The organism is Niallia sp. FSL W8-0951, from assembly GCF_038006525.1.
In the GTDB taxonomy this organism is placed as follows: domain Bacteria; phylum Bacillota; class Bacilli; order Bacillales; family Cytobacillaceae; genus Niallia; species Niallia circulans.
Genome location: NZ_JBBOVK010000003.1, coordinates 289,972 through 307,839, shown reverse-complemented (window position 1 = coordinate 307,839; position 17,868 = coordinate 289,972). Strand labels below are relative to the sequence as shown.

Below are 17,868 nucleotides of genomic sequence, written 5' to 3'. Positions count from 1 at the left end.
TGCTGCTTCCTATCATTCGATCGATCACTACTTTAACCGCTCATTTAACCCATACCAAATAACATCTACTCTGTCTGCAGCAGCAGCAATTCGCTGAAAGATCAGCCCTGTGGCATCACGCCACAAGCGATCTCTTCTATCAATCGGAACAACGCCTTTTGTAATATCACTGCCAATTATAAACACGCAGCGATTATTCTCTTCTCTTTCCCATTGAAGCAAAGCTTCCACTAGTTTTTCTATATAATCGACTGTTTGCTCCAATGTTTCTTCCTGCAGACGATTTTTGATCATCCACTCTAGTCCTTCTATCCTATAGAAAGAACCCTTCTCATTATTTGCCATGTTTATTTCCTTTTCATCAAATAGACGGAGAACCTTTCCTTCTGTAAATCCCTGCTCTCTTGCAAATGTTACTGTCCAGCTTTTTTTCCCGTGAAAGCTACCTCCTGTAATAAAGTGCATCTTTCCTTCCTCCTAAAACTTTCTTTGTGGGACCAAATTAACTCGATACCTTCACCAGGAGAAATCGTATAATCCCAAAAATCCCTTTCTGTTACACCATATTTACTAAGCAAGTATCGAATGACACCGCCATGTGTAACTACCGCCATTCTATTATTTCGAGTACTCTGTTTAATTAAGTGATTCCAGCCCCTATCCACTCGCTCTATCAGCTCTGCAAAAGATTCTCCATTTGTTGGAGCATTAGTAAATGGAGCATTTAACCATTTGCAATATTCAGGTAACTCTTTTAATTGTTCGTATGTTTTTCCTTCCCAATCCCCAAAATTTATTTCACGAAAAGCAGAAACACTGTGCAGAATCTGTTCAGGAAACCAATATGCTGCTGTCTCTTTCGTCCGCAATAAATCACTTGTACTTATCCAGTCATATTTAGACACTGGCCTTCCTTTTTCATAAAGCATATTTCTTCCCTTTCCACTTAAAGGCGCATCCGTCCAGCCAATATATGCCTTTCGTTCATTTGCAGCCGTTAGCCCATGACGAAGTAATGCAATAACCATAGTGTCGCCCATAGTGCCATTTCCGTCCCTTCTACACTTGCACCTAATAAGTCACCTGTTAATCCACCAAAAGCCTGTTTCATAAATCGGCTGAATAATAAGTAGCAGCCGATGCTCACGAAAAGAAACAAAAAGAATAATGGCAGCCATTTGGGAAACAATAACAAGAAAACTAGCAAAACAGCTGCAATATATCCACTATAAAAAAACATGCGCTGCCCTTGGACAGACTTTTTAAAGTATGCGCCGAGTCCGTCCCTTTTTGCCTCTTGAACAAATAGTAAGCTCCAGCCCATTACCGCTTTAGAAAAGAATGGCAAGAGCATCACAAAAAAATAGGTGAATTCTTGCATATGTGTCACGATTTCATAGATAAAAAAAAACTTCGTACTCAATAAAAGAATGACAGACAAAACACCAAAGGCACCGACATGAGGATCTTTCATAATTTCTAATCTTTTTTTTGCATCTTGATAAGAAAAATAAGCATCACTTGCATCCATCCAGCCATCTAAATGAAGTCCGCCTGTTAATAAAATCGTACTGATCCAAACAATAAAAGCAACGGCGAGAGCTGTAAATGGAGTATATTCATTTAGCAAAAAGAAAATCCCCATATAAATAAAGCCTTGGAAAAGGCCTAGCAAAGGGAATGTTTTTATACTTTTCTGCAGAAACTCCCCTTCCATCGGCAGCACCTTTCTCACTGGTATTGCCGTAAAGAACTGTATATTTACTAAAAAACCAATACACCATTTTTTCATTGGTCATCACCAGCTTGAAGGATTTCCCATATTTTCTCCCAATCAAGATGTCTCTTCATCTCATCAGCAAGCGCATCAAAGCGTTTATCCTTTTGCTCTCGCATAAACAGTGTTTTTCTTTCTGCCATGCCCTTTTGCAGTCGTATCTGATTTAACCATGTATTACGAAACACATCGTTGTAGAAAAGATGATGCATATAGGTTCCTATCAATTTTCCGTCTTCTCGATAATAACCCTCATCCCTATTATTAAGTAATAGAAACGGACATCTTTCGGCAGAATTCTCATACTCTGTTTTACCTAAATGAATCTCATACCCCTCTATTTTTTCTGAGGATAGCTTTGTGAAGGGATGATAACTACCTTCCACGCGAATTGTTTCTTTTTTCTGTTCAAACACCGTCTTTGCAGGTATAAGCCCCAGCCCTTCTATTTCTTCGCCTGCGATTCCAGTATCAGCTCCATACGGATCCAATAAGACAGAACACAGCATTTGATAGCCTCCACATAAACCTATTACTCTGCCGCCTTCTTTATAATAGCGCTTAAGCTGGACATCTAATCCATTGCTTTTCATTTCTCTTAAACCCTCTATCGTACTTTTTGTACCTGGAATAATGACTGCATCTGGCTTTCCTAAATCTTCGCCTTTATCAATCAGACGGATAGTAACATCTTCCTCTAGGAAAAATGGTTCTATATCCGTAAAATTAGACATATAACGATTGTTTACTACTGCTAAATCAAGCACTTCTTGTGAAGTTGCTATTCTTTTCTCCCGTATAGACAAGGAGTCCTCTCCTTCAATCATATGGTTATGAATAAAAGGAAGAACTCCGAGAACAGGGATGCCGGTCTTCTCCTTCAGCCATTGCACACCATCTTCAAAAAGCGTGACATCACCGCGAAATTTATTAATAATAATCCCCTTTACCCTGCTTCGTTCCTCTTCTGAAAATAAGGAGAGGGTACCAACAATACTCGCAAACACACCGCCGCGATCAATATCAGCAACGAGAATAACCGGGATGTCAGCCATTGCTGCCACCTTCATATTTACAAGCTCTCTATCTTTTAAATTTATTTCTACTGGACTTCCCGCCCCTTCCATGATTACCATCTCATAATTCCTTTGCAGGTAATGAAGACTTTTTTGAATAACACGAATGCCTTCTTCATAAAACTGTTCACGATACCCTCTTCCTGAAAGAGTATTACTTGCTTCTCCAAGCAGGACAACTTCTGATTGGAAGTCAGATCTTGGTTTTAGGAGAATTGGATTCATCCAAACTGTTGCCTCTATCTTTGCTGCTTCCGCCTGCACTCCTTGTGCTCTTCCAATTTCTTTTCCATCTACTGTGACATAAGAGTTGTTCGACATATTTTGTGATTTAAATGGCGCTACCTTTATTCCCTCATTTGCTAGCATTCTGCATAAAGCAGTCGCAATCAGACTTTTCCCCACATCAGATGAAGTCCCTTGTATCATCACACCCTTCATTCTTATCCTCCCTTCTTCCGTTGTGCGATTCCGTTTTCTACTAGATATGCCTCATGTGCATGCTGTACGAGAAAATGATGCAGCCGATTTAAAATCCTGCAATATTTCTGTACAGCTGGATCGAGAGACGGTTCATATGTAACCTCATTACTAACAAGGATAAGATAACGGCAACTTCGGCTTAGTTCTACTAGATCCTTTTTCAGCTTTCCCTCTATCCCTTCCTGTTGTTTATCTTGGAAAAAAAGTTCATTATTGACCAAAACGGTTAAACAATCGAGCAAAACAACATCCTTTTTTGTAAAGACAGCCGCTAACTCCCCAATATCAACTGGCTTTTCATAGCTATTCCATTTCACCTTTTGTACCTCTCTGTTTTGTTGGTGTCTGATAATTCTTTCTTCCATTTCAGCATCCGTAATGACAGCAGTAGCGATATAATGCAATTCTGCTCTTTCATCTTGCGCATATTTGATTGCCAATCTCTCAGCAAGCGAAGATTTTCCACTTCTCACGCCACCAGTTACAAAGATGATGGATGATTTTGTTTCCATTTAGTTAACACTCCCCGCAATCGCTGATTCTGTTCCATGCTTTTAATCGCAAACCGCAGCCAGCTTCCTTCTAAACTTGGATAATTATATGTATGTCTTGCAATGATGCCATTGTTTAGCAGGAAAGTAAGGAATTCCTTTTGATCCGTTAACCTTGGATCCTTTAACAAGTAATAATTAGCAGCAGAGTTGGAGTACGCAAAATATTCATTCTTAAAGAAGGAAAATAGCTTTTTCTTCTCCTCTTCTATATAGCTTTGCGTTTTTTTTAGAAACTCCTCCTGCTCTATTAATAACTCGCCAGCCTTTAAAGCAATTCCGTTTATACTCCATTGTGTTTGCAAATGCTGCAGTTGTGCAATTAGTTCTTCTGATGCTAATACGTAGCCTAGGCGTATTCCTGGTATACTGTACATTTTAGTTAAAGAACGTAAAATAATGAGATTTGGGTAATTTTTTAAGAGCGGAAGCATATCCTCATATCCAACTACAAAATCATAGAAAGCTTCATCTAGAACAACGGAACAATCGTTTTGCATACAAATATCCAATAACTCTTCTACTAATTTCTTCGGATAAAATATCCCTGTTGGATTATTAGGATTACATAAAAATACAGCATCGACTTGACGAATATCCTTTTCCAATTTAGCGGGAGACAGCTCCCATCCTGTTTCTGCGAATAAATAATGATGATAGATGTCGCAATTATTAATCCGGCACACTTCTTCATATTCAGAAAAGGCTGGCTGAAGAAGCAATACCTTTTTTCCCGTCAGAATTCTCCCTAATAAGGAAATGATTTCCGCAGCTCCATTTCCAATCAAAAGCTGCTTGGAAGGAATTCCATAGTGGTTTGAAATTTTTTCTTTTAGGCGACTTGCAAAAGGATCTGGATAAAGATGAACGGTCTGAAAAAGGTCATTCCACTTCTTTAATAAAATCGGCGGAGGTCCTAATGGATTAATATTTGCACTAAAATCAATTGCATCCACTGGCATTTCTAGATTTGTCTTTTCATATATATACTGGGGATTAGCTCCATGCATTGGCCAGTTCAAATCCAATTCCTCCTATAAATAAAAAAAGATAGAAGTAAACAACTGCTTTATTAGCAATTTTAGTCGACTCGATAATATGTTTCTTTCCTAAAGGCTGCAGTGCTGTTCCCATTCTAGCCCGATCTGATTTCTGTCCTCGATAATAATTAATCCCACCGAGCTGTACGCCAAGGAGAATAGCAGTTACTGCTTCCCCCCAGCCGCTGTTTGGAGATGGATGCTTCTTCGCATCTTGGAAAAGCAGCTTCCAGGCTTCCTTTTTCGAATGGAAAGGAGTACGACTAACCAAAAGCAAAAGCATTGCTGTTATTCGACTCGGCAAGTAGTTAACAATATCATCACATTTCGCAGCATAATACCCGAATTCTCTATATTTATCATTCTTATAACCAACCATGCTGTCACATGTATTAATGGCCCTATATACAAGACTGAAAGGAGCACCACCAATAAATGCCCAAAACAGTGGAGCTGTAATGCCATCACTAGTGTTTTCTGCCACAGTCTCTACCGTTGCCCGGACAATTTCTTTTTCCTCTAACTGCTCTGTATCTCTTCCCACAATATAAGACAGCTTTCTTCTTGCCAGCACTAGATCATTAGCCTGCAATGGTTCATAGACCTCTATCGCAGCATCCTTCAGACTCTTCTGGGCAATGGTTGTGGCGATAAGTAGAGCTTCTATTATTACGCCGATCCACCAATGAAGCTGATAGCTAATATAAACAAGGAAACAGCTAAGCAAAAAGGTAAGCACTAAAACACTCATGAGCATCCATAATCCTTTTAACTGCCGATTTCTCCCCTTATTTAATCTTTGATCTAAATAGGAAATTAACTTTCCCATCCCTTTCACAGGATGTGGCCAGCTTGGAGGATCCCCAATCAACTTATCTAAAATAATCGCAATGGTAATGCTGATTAAATGACCGATCATTTAGCTGCCAGCCTCCTATCCCTTTTATCTAATGACTTTGTTAAACAGTGATAGACCCCTTCTGCTATACACTTCCCAAGTGAAGTAATCGTACCGGCAAATTCAAGGTATGTTCCTACTTGAGTGGCAGCGACCGATATACTATCTGTTGATGTACCTGTTGCAATAGTTCCTGTTTCCATATCCTTTATTTTCCGATCACGCAAGACGGCTGCTTTTGCTTCGGTAGCAGTAATGACACTTTGCAAAAAGGCTTGCTCTGATAATGTCCCATTGACAAAAATCCAAGTATTAATGGTCTCTGGATGGAACGAGGATGAATGCGCGTTTGTCTTAGCTGCATCGACAGCATTTCCTACTCCACCTGTTACCACAATCATGACAGAGAAATCCCCTTGCTCTAATAACTGATAGGCTGCATCTTCTGTATGAACAGCTGTCATCATTCCGACTGTCTCTTGTGGGCTAAAGCCATTTTGAAGCAAATACTCGTACATGTCTTTCCGGTAATCCTCGCAGCGGTATGTCTTATCTACATGGCGGTTTACAAAGTTTTTATACCAGCCCATCCCAGCACCCGTTACGCCAGATGAAAGCGTGTATAATGGGAAAGGAGCCTTCATTTCTACTCTTTCTGAAGTAACAGTAATTGCCGTTGTATCTATTTGAACTTTCTTTCTCTCTAGCTCTCTTGGCACAAGCGCTATTTGAGAAGCTGGTATGCTTGGATGAAAAGTATTTTTCACATTTGTCTTATAGATTCTTTTCACTCTTTTTTCTTGCAATACATCAGAAGGAGAGGCATCTACTTCTACTTTTCCATCATGTAATAAAAGGAGTCGATCACAATATAATCCTGCCAAGTTTAAATCATGAAAGATACAAACAATTGTTAGGTCTTTTTCTCTGCTCCATTCTCTTAAGCTATCCAATAACTCCTTCTGGTAGGATAGATCCAAATGGTTAGTAGGTTCATCTAACAGAAGGATTTCTGGCTCTTGTGCCAGGGCCTGAGCCAAATAAACACGCTGCTTTTCCCCGCCAGACAATGCATGAATAGACTTGTCTTGAAAAACAAAGACCCCCGTTTGTTTCATTACTCGTGTGATTACTTCTTCATCTTTAGAAGTCCAGGACTGAAACAGCCCCGATTGATGTGCATACCTCCCGAGCGATACAATTTCTCGAACAGTATAGGAAAATGATTCATTCACATGCTGAGAAAGCACGGCGACTACCTTTGCTAATTCTTTTGTTTTATACTGGTCAATGGATGTGCCCTTTATCTCCACCTGTCCCTCTCGCGGGGCTAAAATACCGCTGATAATTTTCATTAGAGTCGTTTTCCCACTGCCATTTGGCCCAAGGATACCAATCATTTCCCCTTTATTCACAGAAAAAGAAATATTCTGTAAAATTTGTTTTGTTTCATATTGAAAAAAGAGATTTCGTACATTCAGCATTATTTTAAACTCCTCTTCCTTCTTCTCATTAATAATCCTGCAAACACTGGAGCACCTACTATAGCTGTTATGACCCCTATCGGGAGTTCTGTCGGAGAGATAATCGTCCTAGCCAATAAATCAGCCAAAATCATAAAACCACTGCCAGCAAAAAGAGAGACTCCCATTAAATGTCTGTGATCAGGACCTACGATAATCCGGACAAAGTGTGGAATCACAAGACCTATAAATCCGATCGTACCAGATACAGCAACAGCCGCACCTGTTAACATGGAACCAGCCAGCAAAATAACCATTTTTCTTCTCTGTACATGGATCCCTAAATGCTGGGCTCTTTCTTCGCCAAATGCTAAAGCATTTAATTCCTTTCCTTGCGAAAGAAGGAGACCGGAACCAACTACAAAAAAAGGCAGGATAATTTTAATGTATTCCCATCCTCTCATAGAGACACTTCCAAGTAACCAGCCTATAATTTGGCGTAGTTCGTTCCCTGTTAATGCAATCATAAGAGAAATAAATGCACTTAGAAAAGAACCAATAATGATGCCCGTTAAAATAATTGTTTCAACCCGCATGGCAGGGTCCATTTTTTTTGCAAAAAAAACGACAAATAATATCGTCAGAAAGGAGAATAATACACTCATAAATGGCAAAGTCAATCCGCCAAGAAACGGAATGGTAAAGTGGAAAAATAACGTAATAACGGCTCCAACCGATGCTCCAGATGAAACCCCAAGTGTATATGGGTCTGCCAATGGATTTCTTAATAATCCCTGAAATGCAGCTCCCGCTATGGAAAGACTGGCACCGACAAGTCCTGCCAAAAGCACTCTAGGGAGGCGAATATTTTGAACTATATTAACATGCATGGGATCGACATTCGTTAATATGCTTTCTGGTCCAATGTAGCTTGCAAATATTTTTAATACTGATAAAACAGGGACAGAGATCGTTCCAATGGATATTCCCATCACAATCGCAAAAAGGAGAAAAAAAGCGGCATAAACATAAGCCGCTTTTCTTTTATTTAAAAACATCCGGGTACACCGCTTTGGCAACTGCCTCTACTCCATCGACTAAACGAGGACCAGAACGAGTTACTGTGTCAGAATCTACATCTACTATTTGCTTTTCCTTTACTGCATTTATCTTTTCCCAGCCTTTTCTCGAGCTAATTTGCTCGATTGGACTTTTTTCTGAGTAGGCACCATAAGTAGTAATAATAACATCCGGATTAGCTGCAATTACTGCCTCTTGATCCACTTGAATCCAGCCTTCCTCAGAAATGATATTATTTGCGCGAATAGTGTCTAACATCTCTTGCATAAATGTCTTTTTACCAGTCGTAAATAAATTTGGTTCCGCGTTTACTTCTATGTAAACTGCCTTTTTATCACTATCGGAAATGGCTGCTGCTTTCTCCTTGATAGCACTTAACTTTTCTTTCATATCAGCAACAAGCTTGTTTGCCTCTTTCTCTGTTCCAGTGGCTTGTCCAATCATGTCCATGCTTTTATAAACATCTTCAAAAGAAGTGGCATCATTCACAACAACAACATCAATGCCCGCATCCCTGATTTGCTGCAAGCCTTCCGTAGAATTATGGGCGCTCGATGCATGTGCTAATACTACATCTGGATTTAGAGAGATTATTTTCTCCACATTAAAATCCATCCCGCCTACCTTCTCTTTTTCTGCCGCTTCTTTTGGATAGTTATCAAAGTCACTAACTCCAACTAACTCCTCCCCTAGCCCAAGCGCAAATATAATTTCCGTATTGCTAGGCATTAAGGAAACTATCTTTTCTGGTTTTTTCTCTATTACAACTTCTTGATCCAATCCATCCTTAATGGTGACAGGGAAGCTAGCCTCTTCTGTAGTAGTTTGTTCTTTATTATGCTTATTTTCTGTCTTCGTTTCTCCGCAACCTGCAAGCACACCTACAACGAGCAGCATCGCTAACAGTATGGAATAAAACTTTTTCATCTAGTTCACCTTCCTAAATAAATATGGGAAAAATAAAAAACATCTCTATCATTGTCCATAGAGATGTTGGGATGTCTTCAAAAATATTTTCAAAGTGCTCCACACCTCCCTATCCTCGTAGGTTTATTTGGTGTATAGAGAATGGCAGGTCTCCTGACTCATGATTTTCACCACATGAAGCCTTCCCATACATCCGTACAGTGGCACTTTTCCATGCTGCAATCATTTACAGTGGCGGGACCGTGTTAGATTCTCACTAACTTCCCTTTTAAGAGACTTCTGGTAAAAAGGCTAAAGAATTCCTCATCAACCATTTCCCAAAAGTCTCACCATCATCTATCTATTTTATTTTTCGTCTTTTCTGATTATACAATTAAAGGATGTGTAAATAAATATATTCCTTTACTAAAGTTTTAAAAATGGGTCGACAGGAACCGCATGGCCTAATGCTATTCCCTGCTCTGACAATATGCAGGTGTAGCTTAATAATTGCACCCCAGCATGTGCAGCTTCTTCCAAGCTTTTTGCGAATACTGGATCAATTGCAGCTGCTCCTGTCACTATTTCCACATCTTCTCTCTGCACAACAAATAAAATAGCTGTTTTTATTATTCCTTCTCTCGCAATAGCAGTTAATTCTTGCACATGCTTAGAACCCCTTTTGGTAACAGCGTCTGGAAACATCCCAATTCCATTGCTCGCTAAGGTGACACTCTTTACTTCGAGAAGCAGCTGATTGCCTTTTATATCTTTTAATAAGAAATCCCATCGTGAACTACCATAGGTATATTCAGACTTAACCCAATGATAAGTAGAAAGCTCCTCTATCATGGCTTCCTTTAACATTAATTCGACTAACTTATTAGGATACGTAGTATTTATTGACACAAGCAGTCTATTTGATTCCACATATACAGCCGTCCACTTTGTTTTCCGATTAGGATTCATGCTCGGAAGAACATAAATCACAGCCCCTTCAACTAAAAGTTCGATCAGCCGCCCTGGATCTGCCAAATGGACCTTTTCTATTTCTTCTGTTTCCTGATTATAACAGTGTAAAATAAACCGATTAGGGCGCTCCACAAACGTCATTTTCTTTAATGCTGCCGGAAAGCTTACCATTACTTTTCCCCTCATATTCGTCACCAATTAAACGATAGCTAATTGCCATTCTCTTAATTTTTTATCAAAAACAAGTAAAGCATCACTTTTTTTCTTAGCGTTCTTCTCATATTCTTCATACATATCATCCATATTATCAAAATCCCCTAAAACCCAAATTGGTATCTCCAGCTTCAATCGTGTTTGATAGGCTTTTTCAATAGATAGTACCATGCCCTCACTCATATAACGTTTTAACTCTGTTACAATTTCTTTCGGAAGAGGCGGATAAAGCCTTTTCTTTTTAATTCCCAACAACGCTTTCTCTAATTTAAGTTCTGTCACTTTATTTGCAATAACCTCACAAAATAATTGATAAAAGGACTCCATGTTTTTATAATAAATTTTATTAAACCAGCCGTCATCATGAGCTAAATAGGCATATTGGTTGTTTAATTGTTGAAAAAATGGCTTTTTTAAAGGCTCCTGTTTATGTCCCAAATACAAGAGTTCCGCAATCGTTTGCCCTTCTAAAATATCTAATGTTTCCGTCTCATCAAAATCGACCCATACAAAGTCCCCATATCCATAAACATCTTCCATCGATAACGATGCTAATTTATTGTTTGGAACATATTCGAACTGAGTATGTATATGAAATTCTCCATCTTCAAACTGATGCTTTAACAACAAAATAGAGGCAAGAGTATCAGCAAGAATCCTGTAAAACTCTCTAAACTCTATACCATAAGAAAGCACAAAACGTTCTTTCTCATTTAGATGGATATAAACCACATCTCGAATATCATTATTACCTTTTTTCATCAAGTAAACCTCCAAACATTATTAGCTTGTAAACTTAAAGAGCTTTAGCTTACTTTCTTGTTACCGAAATTGCCTTTACTCCATTTTATCGAAATCATGACAAGAAATATTCTCTTGTTTTATATATTATATTTAAATTCCATGATCTGCTTATACATACTATCCATCATACATCTAGTTGTACTTATTGTAACCATTTTAGTTTAACAAAAAAGAGGAAAAATAGCTTACATAATCTAAAATTTAGAAAAAAAAGGAAGTGAATACTTGGCATGTGAATCATTTAGGAGAAAGCTAACTGGAATATTCATTAATATTGCGGATTATTCAGCCAAGAGACATCCATCAGAGCGATTTTAGTTAATTTTGTGCTGTTCAAAGGGGCAGTAATAGTCGTTTTTAGATGAATTTTAATGTTTTTAGCTAAATAATTGATTTTATCAGCCAATCTCGACCACTTACCTCCCCCCAACAAAAATACACCGTACTAGGAAATGGAATAACGCAATTTTCCAAAATCCTAGTAACGGTGTCAATCAAATCCAGCTCAACTTATGGTTGTTTTGCTTAACAATCTTTTCATACTTTTATCCGCTTCTTTTAGCACGATACTTTTATCTATTGTTTTCATGATTTTATTTTCCATTACTATTCTACCGTCTATAATGGTTGTTTCTACATCTGCTCGTGTTGCGGAATAGACAATTCTTGAGATAGGATCAACATCATAGGACGGAAAGGTATGAAAATTTTGCAGGTTTAAAATAGCTAAATCTGCTCGCTTGCCAATTTCCAGACTGCCAATTTCCTTTTCAAGTCCGACTGCTTTTGCTCCGCCTAAGGTTGCCATGCGGAACACTGTTCTCGCATCCATCGCTGTTGGTCCATGTATTGGCTTTTGAATAAGTGCAGCTAATCTCATTTCATTAAACATATCCAAGTTATTATTACACGGAGCCCCATCTGCCCCTAAACTGACGGAAACATGATTGCAAGTAAGATGGTGTGTATCAGCTATCCCTGATGCTAGCTTTAAATTAGAGCCGGGACAATGACTAACATGGACACCCTTCTCTTGAATAATCCGCTTTTCTTCTTCATCCAGCCAAATACAATGCGCCAATATCAAGCGGTCATTTGCTAAACCGAGATGATCTAAGTACACCACATTCCTCATACCTGTTTCTTTTTGCACGATTTGAATTTCTCCCTTATTTTCTGAGGCATGGGTGTGCACTTTTACACCATATTTATCTGAAAGAATCTTCACCTCTTTTAATAGCTCTTCCGTACAAGAAACCACAAATCTTGGCGAAAAGGCATATTGAATTCTTCCATTATCAAAGCCATCCCATTTTTCTAATAAATCTACACTCTGTTGAATAGACTCCGCTGTTAATTCCTGCAATGCTAAGGGGACTTCATCCCCTTTATCCATCATTACCTTTCCAGAAAGAGCCCGGATTCCACTTTCCGCAAGTGCGCGAAAAGCATGTTCCGTATGATGAACCGTTTCCATATCAACAATCGTTGTTGTCCCGCTTTCCAATAGCTCTCCAATACCAAGCATGGCGGAATAATAAATAGATTCCTCGTCATGAGCAGCCTCAAGTGGCCAGATCCTTTGTTTAAGCCAATCCATTAGCTCAAGATCATCCCCTTTTCCGCGAAAAAGTGTCTGGCATAAGTGAATATGAGTCTGAACAAACCCAGGAATTACCGTTCTATTTGTCGCATCAATCATTTTATCTACGTGATTTTTTTCAAGATTCTCTCCTATTTCCTTAATGATATTCCCTTCTATATAAATATCTCCGGTTATAATTTCTTCTGCTTGATTCATTGTGACTATCTGTGCATTTTTGATTAACATATTTCCCATTTAAACTCCCCCATGCTTGTTTAAATTTCCGCATAAACACAAAAAAACTACGAAAAATATGCTAGTTCAAAGCATATTTTTCGTAGCAAGAAATTTACGGTTTCCAGTAGAGACCCTTAACCCAATTATTAAGGATATACGAAAAAAAGGCGCAATAGCAGCAGTTGCCTGCGGTCATGCATGTTATACCCTTATTTTAGTCGAGAGGCAATTCTTTTCAAGTTAATTGTCAGAAAACTTAACAATGTTTTTTCAAGGGATCTGTTTTTTCTCAAAATCTCCTTTTTTACAAAGATTTATCCATTTCATTCTTTCACTTAATTACATATAATAAAACAGGGTATATGTCGAATAATAGCCTATAAACATCGGAAGGGAGAGTGAGAAGTATGATACACAAAATGACAGAAAATCAGATCACACTTCACATCATTCAGACACTAAAAGATAATAAAAAATCTGAATTTGAATCCATCGTTGATGAGCTACAACCATATGATATAGCTCAAATTTATGAGAGTCTCCCCGATAAGCATAGGGCTCGTTTTTTGCTTTTCTTAAAAGTCGACTTATTAGCCCATCTCTTGGAGGAATTGGATAAAGAGGAACAGCTGGAAGTTCTAAATACATTAGGAATGGACAAAACAGGGAAAGTTCTAGATTTAATGGACAATGATGACCTAGCTTCCCTTTTAAATGAACTAGCACCAGAAAGAATTAAAGAACTCCTTTCTGGAATGAAAAAAGAAGAATCCATTATTGTACAAAACTTAATGAACTACCCAGATGAAACTGCTGGACGTCTTATGACGAATCGTTTTGTCTGGATTCGTGACTATTACACTACGCGTGAAGCTGTCGATAAACTAAAATCGTTTGCAGATTTCGCGGAAACATTAAGCTATTTATACGTCATTGATCAGAATAGAAAATTAGTTGGTGTTGTTTCCTATCGTGATCTTTTGATTGCTGAACCGCAGGACAAAATTCGTGACATTATGTATGAACGGGTTATTAGTGTAACAGTGGATCAGGACCAAGAAGAAGTAGCGCAAACCATCCAAAAATATGATTTCTTAGCCATTCCCGTTGTTAATGAAGAAAATATCTTAATGGGGATTGTTACAGTTGATGATATGATTGATGTCGTTTTTCAAGAAGCAAATGAAGATATCGAAAAGCTTTCAGCTTCAGGTAAATCGATAGACTTTGATACAAAAGCATCTGTTGCAGCCTACAGAAGACTTCCTTGGTTAATCTTGCTGCTTTTTATTGGGGTTGTATCTGGCAGTATTATAAGCAATTATGAGGATGTTCTTACAAAAGTTGTAGCATTATCTTTTTTTATGCCGATGATTTCTGGAATGACTGGGAACACGGGAACACAATCATTAGCTGTTGTTGTTCGCGGACTTATTTCTAATACGATTAATAAAGCAGTTGTAACAAAACTGATTTTTAGGGAATTATTAGTTGGTTTGATCATTGGGATTACCTGCGGCGTTATTATTACGATTATTGCCTATGTCTGGCAAAGCGATCTCATGCTTGGCTTAGTCGTTGGTCTTTCTTTAATTTGTACGCTTATCATTGGAACGCTATCCGGCACTATTATTCCCATTATTCTTTATAAGTTAAATATTGACCCAGCAGTAGCGTCTGGACCATTAATTACAACTCTTAATGATATATTTTCGTTATTTATTTACTTCGGAATCGCACAAATTTTTCTTGCCCATTTAATGTGAAAGAAAAGACTGTCTGTCAAAAGGCAGTCCTTTTAAATCCTGTCTATTTTTTCCAACTATCTTTTTTTATCGATTATGAAAAATAAGGAAACAATTCTGTTTCCATTTCCGTCTATATAAATAGGTAAGAAATTTGGACTAGGGGTTTGCAGAAATGAGAACAAGAAATGTTTTTTCTGAAAGATTTGATTGGACATTATGTCTTTTGCTTATGTTATTTTGTCTAGTTAGCAGTATTGCTATATACAGCGCGAACGCTGCTTACTTACAATCACAAATTATGTGGTATGTTATTGGCGCGGTTGTAATTGCCATTATTATGTATTTTGATAATGAGCAGATTCAACAAATCACTTGGATTTTGTATGGAATAGGGGCCGTTTTATTAATCGGTCTTCTAGTTGCTCCAGAAACGGCATTTACTCCACGCAGAGGCGGAGCGCAAAGTTGGTATGTCATTCCCCATATTGGCAGTATTCAACCGTCTGAATATATGAAGGTCTTTTATATTTTAGCGATTGCTAAAGTTATAAATAATCATAATGTCAAAACCATTCATAAATCTCTGCGAACAGATTTTATTTTGATGTGTAAACTGGCGATCGTAGCTGGTGTTCCAATAGCATTAGTCATTTTGCAGGATTTTGGGACTACACTCGTGTTAATGGCTATATTAATTGGAATGATGCTAGTATCAGGAATTTCATGGAAACTGCTCATTCCTTTATATGGTGCTGCTGCAGCATTTGGTTCCATTGTTTTATACTTAGCTATCTTCGGAAGAGAACTATTAGAAAAATATCTAGGAGTGGATCCCTATCAATTCGCTCGTGTTAATTCCTGGCTAGATCCTCATAATGCTGGCGATGATGGCTTGCAGTTAGTCAAATCGCTGATGGCGATAGGCTCTGGACTTATTAGTGGTAAAGGCTTAGGAAAAGAGGAAGTGTATATTCCCGAAAGACATACAGACTTTATTTTTACGATTATTGGGGAGGAGTACGGATTTATTGGGGGCAGTATTGTCATTATTCTTTATTTTCTTTTAATATTCCACCTAGTTCGAACTGCATTGCAAACAGCCAATCCCTACAGTATTTATATAAGTGTCGGGGTTATTAGTATGATTACATTCCACGTTTTTGAGAATATCGGAATGACTATACAATTATTGCCGATAACAGGGATTCCCCTTCCGTTTATAAGTTATGGGGGCAGCTCTCTAATGTGCAATTTAATGGCAATGGGACTCATATTTAGTATTCGTTATCACCATAAGTCTTATATGTTTTCTTCTAAATCTCTTTCTTTCTAATTATAAGGAACATTTAGACTCCGCGCATCGCTGAGTCTTTTTTTATATTTGTCCATTTGATGAAATCTTTCTCCCTTTTGTTTTCTTTCCTCTGTAATTAGGGTATATATTTTAATAGAACAACAAAAACTATAAAGAAATTTTAGCAGCAAAAAGATGACTATGTTTTATCTGATTGTAATAAAAACTAAATTAAAATAATTATAAATAAGTATTGATTTTAATTTAGAATTTGTTATAATTAATATATAATCAGTCGAAGGGAGTTTGTTAAACATGGGATTACAAACAAAAGTAGAATTACAAAAAGAACTAAACGTACAAATTGCTAACTGGAGCGTATTATACACAAAACTACATCAACATCACTGGTATGTAAAAGGACCATTTTTCTTCACACTTCATGAAAAATTCGAAGAGTTATATGACGAAGCTGGTGAAGCAGTAGATGAACTTGCAGAGCGCTTGCTTGCTATTGGTGGTAAACCTGTTTCTACATTAAAAGAATTTATGGAAACTTCCACATTACAAGAAAGTACGGAAAAACGATCTGCAAATGATATGGTGAAATCTTTAGTAGAGGATTATAGCCATATTAATACACAATTAAAAGCACTAGCAGCACATGCAGATGAATTAGAAGATGTGATTACCAATGATTTAGCCATTGATTTAATTGGCAAAATTGAAAAACACTTATGGATGTTAACTGCATACCTTTCTGAATAATATTGGAATGAATCAACCACTTTTTCGTCTTCTTAACGAAAAAGTGGTTTTTTATTTTCCCTTAAAGCTTCTTCTCCCTATTTATCTCTGAAAAGAAGAAAAATCATTTTCCTTCTTTTCGATAAAAAAGTATAATGATGGCAAAAGTATGTATTTTTCATCCCTAGGAGGATAAATATGAAAAAACAATTTGTTGTAATAGGATTAGGCAGCTTTGGTGGTAGTTTAGTGGAAGAATTTCATAAAATGGGAGCGGAAGTATTAGCCATTGATCAATCTCTTGAGAAAGTGGAAAAATATCGACCTTTCGCTACCCTTTGTGTGCAAATGACAAATATTACGGAGGCATCACTAACGCAAATCGGTATTCGGAATTTTGATCACGCTTTTGTTTCGTTTGGAGATGACGTCGAGTCTAGCACCCTTACGACCATGCTGTTAAAAGAGATGGGTCTTAGCAAGGTCTGGGTGAAAGCAGCCGATGTCTATCATAAACGCGTTTTAGAAAAAATCGGTGCTGACCGCGTCATTCATCCAGAACAGGATATGGCAAAAAGAATTGCCCACCATGTTGTTTCTGATAGTATGATTGATTATATCGAGCTTTCAAAAGAACACGGAATTGTGGAAATGGTAGCTTCTCCGAAAATACATAATAAGTCGATTTTAGATTTAGATGTCCGTGCTAATTATGGATGTACTATTATTGGCATCCAACGAGCAGGAGAAACAATTGTCTCTCCATCCGCAAATGAAGTAATCCATCAGGGCGATATCCTCATTATGGTTGGCAGTAATGACTGTTTATATAAATTTGAGGAAAAAGCATTAAGATAATCTTTTTAGAAAAACATAATAGAAAATCACTCCTTAGGAGAAGGCTTTCATTCAGTCTTCTCTTTTTTTATTGATCCTTTCCTACCTTAAACTCCATTTTATCCAACGTTTAATCCTATCCTCACTGGGTATTAAG

18 protein-coding genes and 2 riboswitches are annotated in these 17,868 nt (G+C 37.7%); of the genes, 4 read left to right on the top strand and 14 right to left on the bottom strand.

Going from position 1 to position 17,868, the window contains the following annotated elements; genetic code table 11:
* Positions 1–27 precede the first annotated feature (27 nt).
* The 14 genes from NSS71_RS23805 to NSS71_RS23740 all read right to left on the bottom strand — a co-directional run bounded on the left by NSS71_RS23805 (position 28) and on the right by NSS71_RS23740 (position 13,103).
* The gene (locus NSS71_RS23805) at positions 28–465 is read right to left on the bottom strand and encodes a bifunctional adenosylcobinamide kinase/adenosylcobinamide-phosphate guanylyltransferase (RefSeq protein WP_047944192.1); all 438 of its coding nucleotides are present in this window, start codon (positions 463–465) and stop codon (positions 28–30) included.
* Positions 414–1,040, bottom strand: coding sequence for a histidine phosphatase family protein (locus NSS71_RS23800; RefSeq protein ID WP_095258000.1), 627 nt, complete (start codon positions 1,038–1,040; stop codon positions 414–416). Before NSS71_RS23800 ends, NSS71_RS23805 begins: the two co-directional genes overlap by 52 nt.
* Positions 998–1,792 (bottom strand): adenosylcobinamide-GDP ribazoletransferase, encoded by a 795-nt coding sequence (gene cobS, locus NSS71_RS23795; RefSeq protein WP_163185667.1) that lies wholly within the window; start codon positions 1,790–1,792, stop codon positions 998–1,000. The genes NSS71_RS23800 and cobS overlap by 43 nt, the downstream gene beginning before the upstream one ends.
* On the bottom strand, positions 1,789–3,294 hold the full coding sequence (locus NSS71_RS23790; RefSeq protein ID WP_163185669.1) for a cobyric acid synthase: 1,506 nt from the start codon (positions 3,292–3,294) through the stop codon (positions 1,789–1,791). The genes cobS and NSS71_RS23790 overlap by 4 nt, the downstream gene beginning before the upstream one ends.
* A 2-nt stretch (positions 3,295–3,296) precedes the next feature.
* Complete coding sequence (locus tag NSS71_RS23785) at positions 3,297–3,848, bottom strand: bifunctional adenosylcobinamide kinase/adenosylcobinamide-phosphate guanylyltransferase (RefSeq protein WP_341152095.1); 552 nt, start codon at positions 3,846–3,848, stop codon at positions 3,297–3,299.
* Positions 3,818–4,909 carry a threonine-phosphate decarboxylase CobD gene (gene cobD / locus NSS71_RS23780; protein ID WP_341133243.1) on the bottom strand — a complete coding sequence of 364 codons (1,092 nt, stop codon included), beginning with the start codon at positions 4,907–4,909 and terminating at the stop codon, positions 3,818–3,820. Before cobD ends, NSS71_RS23785 begins: the two co-directional genes overlap by 31 nt.
* Positions 4,884–5,846 carry an adenosylcobinamide-phosphate synthase CbiB gene (gene cbiB / locus NSS71_RS23775; protein WP_341152094.1) on the bottom strand — a complete coding sequence of 321 codons (963 nt, stop codon included), beginning with the start codon at positions 5,844–5,846 and terminating at the stop codon, positions 4,884–4,886. The genes cobD and cbiB overlap by 26 nt, the downstream gene beginning before the upstream one ends.
* Positions 5,843–7,309 carry an adenosylcobinamide amidohydrolase gene (locus NSS71_RS23770; protein ID WP_341152093.1) on the bottom strand — a complete coding sequence of 489 codons (1,467 nt, stop codon included), beginning with the start codon at positions 7,307–7,309 and terminating at the stop codon, positions 5,843–5,845. The genes cbiB and NSS71_RS23770 overlap by 4 nt, the downstream gene beginning before the upstream one ends.
* Positions 7,309–8,346, bottom strand: a complete 1,038-nt coding sequence (locus tag NSS71_RS23765) for a FecCD family ABC transporter permease (RefSeq protein ID WP_341152092.1) — start codon at positions 8,344–8,346, stop codon at positions 7,309–7,311. The genes NSS71_RS23770 and NSS71_RS23765 overlap by 1 nt, the downstream gene beginning before the upstream one ends.
* Positions 8,333–9,295, bottom strand: a complete 963-nt coding sequence (locus tag NSS71_RS23760) for an ABC transporter substrate-binding protein (protein WP_341152091.1) — start codon at positions 9,293–9,295, stop codon at positions 8,333–8,335. Before NSS71_RS23760 ends, NSS71_RS23765 begins: the two co-directional genes overlap by 14 nt.
* Before the next feature lie 126 nt (positions 9,296–9,421).
* A riboswitch (cobalamin riboswitch) is annotated at positions 9,422–9,620 on the bottom strand.
* An 80-nt stretch (positions 9,621–9,700) separates the two neighbouring features.
* A complete protein-coding gene (gene sfsA / locus NSS71_RS23755) occupies positions 9,701–10,417 on the bottom strand; it encodes a DNA/RNA nuclease SfsA (RefSeq protein WP_341152090.1) in 717 nt (238 codons plus the stop codon).
* Positions 10,418–10,444: 27 nt separating this feature from the next.
* Positions 10,445–11,221, bottom strand: a complete 777-nt coding sequence (locus tag NSS71_RS23750; protein WP_047944203.1) for a hypothetical protein — start codon at positions 11,219–11,221, stop codon at positions 10,445–10,447.
* A gap of 310 nt (positions 11,222–11,531) precedes the next feature.
* A complete protein-coding gene (locus NSS71_RS23745; RefSeq protein ID WP_176474081.1) occupies positions 11,532–11,669 on the bottom strand; it encodes a hypothetical protein in 138 nt (45 codons plus the stop codon).
* A gap of 99 nt (positions 11,670–11,768) precedes the next feature.
* Positions 11,769–13,103 (bottom strand): 5'-deoxyadenosine deaminase, encoded by a 1,335-nt coding sequence (locus tag NSS71_RS23740; protein WP_341152089.1) that lies wholly within the window; start codon positions 13,101–13,103, stop codon positions 11,769–11,771.
* 63 nt (positions 13,104–13,166) lie between these two features.
* Positions 13,167–13,265: riboswitch (purine riboswitch) on the bottom strand.
* A 227-nt stretch (positions 13,266–13,492) separates the two neighbouring features.
* Between NSS71_RS23740 and mgtE the strand changes: the two genes are divergently transcribed.
* The 4 genes from mgtE (at position 13,493) to NSS71_RS23720 (ending at position 17,732) form a co-directional block, all read left to right on the top strand.
* Positions 13,493–14,851, top strand: coding sequence for a magnesium transporter (gene mgtE / locus NSS71_RS23735; RefSeq protein ID WP_095257993.1), 1,359 nt, complete (start codon positions 13,493–13,495; stop codon positions 14,849–14,851).
* A 154-nt stretch (positions 14,852–15,005) separates the two neighbouring features.
* Positions 15,006–16,166 carry an FtsW/RodA/SpoVE family cell cycle protein gene (locus NSS71_RS23730; RefSeq protein WP_144545978.1) on the top strand — a complete coding sequence of 387 codons (1,161 nt, stop codon included), beginning with the start codon at positions 15,006–15,008 and terminating at the stop codon, positions 16,164–16,166.
* Positions 16,167–16,442: 276 nt separating this feature from the next.
* Positions 16,443–16,895, top strand: coding sequence for a Dps family protein (locus tag NSS71_RS23725; RefSeq protein ID WP_172865829.1), 453 nt, complete (start codon positions 16,443–16,445; stop codon positions 16,893–16,895).
* A gap of 177 nt (positions 16,896–17,072) precedes the next feature.
* Positions 17,073–17,732 (top strand): potassium channel family protein, encoded by a 660-nt coding sequence (locus NSS71_RS23720; protein ID WP_047944208.1) that lies wholly within the window; start codon positions 17,073–17,075, stop codon positions 17,730–17,732.
* Positions 17,733–17,868: the final 136 nt, after the last annotated feature.

Coding starts and splice junctions, on each gene's coding strand:
- NSS71_RS23805 (WP_047944192.1), bottom strand. CDS start 465: ATGCACTTTATTACAGGAGGTAGCTTTCACGGGAAAAAAAGCTGGACA.
- NSS71_RS23800 (WP_095258000.1), bottom strand. CDS start 1,040: ATGGGCGACACTATGGTTATTGCATTACTTCGTCATGGGCTAACGGCT.
- cobS (WP_163185667.1), bottom strand. CDS start 1,792: ATGAAAAAATGGTGTATTGGTTTTTTAGTAAATATACAGTTCTTTACG.
- NSS71_RS23790 (WP_163185669.1), bottom strand. CDS start 3,294: ATGAAGGGTGTGATGATACAAGGGACTTCATCTGATGTGGGGAAAAGT.
- NSS71_RS23785 (WP_341152095.1), bottom strand. CDS start 3,848: ATGGAAACAAAATCATCCATCATCTTTGTAACTGGTGGCGTGAGAAGT.
- cbiB (WP_341152094.1), bottom strand. CDS start 5,846: ATGATCGGTCATTTAATCAGCATTACCATTGCGATTATTTTAGATAAG.
- NSS71_RS23770 (WP_341152093.1), bottom strand. CDS start 7,309: ATGCTGAATGTACGAAATCTCTTTTTTCAATATGAAACAAAACAAATT.
- NSS71_RS23765 (WP_341152092.1), bottom strand. CDS start 8,346: ATGTTTTTAAATAAAAGAAAAGCGGCTTATGTTTATGCCGCTTTTTTT.
- NSS71_RS23760 (WP_341152091.1), bottom strand. CDS start 9,295: ATGAAAAAGTTTTATTCCATACTGTTAGCGATGCTGCTCGTTGTAGGT.
- sfsA (WP_341152090.1), bottom strand. CDS start 10,417: ATGGTAAGCTTTCCGGCAGCATTAAAGAAAATGACGTTTGTGGAGCGC.
- NSS71_RS23750 (WP_047944203.1), bottom strand. CDS start 11,221: ATGAAAAAAGGTAATAATGATATTCGAGATGTGGTTTATATCCATCTA.
- NSS71_RS23740 (WP_341152089.1), bottom strand. CDS start 13,103: ATGGGAAATATGTTAATCAAAAATGCACAGATAGTCACAATGAATCAA.
- mgtE (WP_095257993.1), top strand. CDS start 13,493: ATGATACACAAAATGACAGAAAATCAGATCACACTTCACATCATTCAG.
- NSS71_RS23730 (WP_144545978.1), top strand. CDS start 15,006: ATGAGAACAAGAAATGTTTTTTCTGAAAGATTTGATTGGACATTATGT.
- NSS71_RS23725 (WP_172865829.1), top strand. CDS start 16,443: ATGGGATTACAAACAAAAGTAGAATTACAAAAAGAACTAAACGTACAA.
- NSS71_RS23720 (WP_047944208.1), top strand. CDS start 17,073: ATGAAAAAACAATTTGTTGTAATAGGATTAGGCAGCTTTGGTGGTAGT.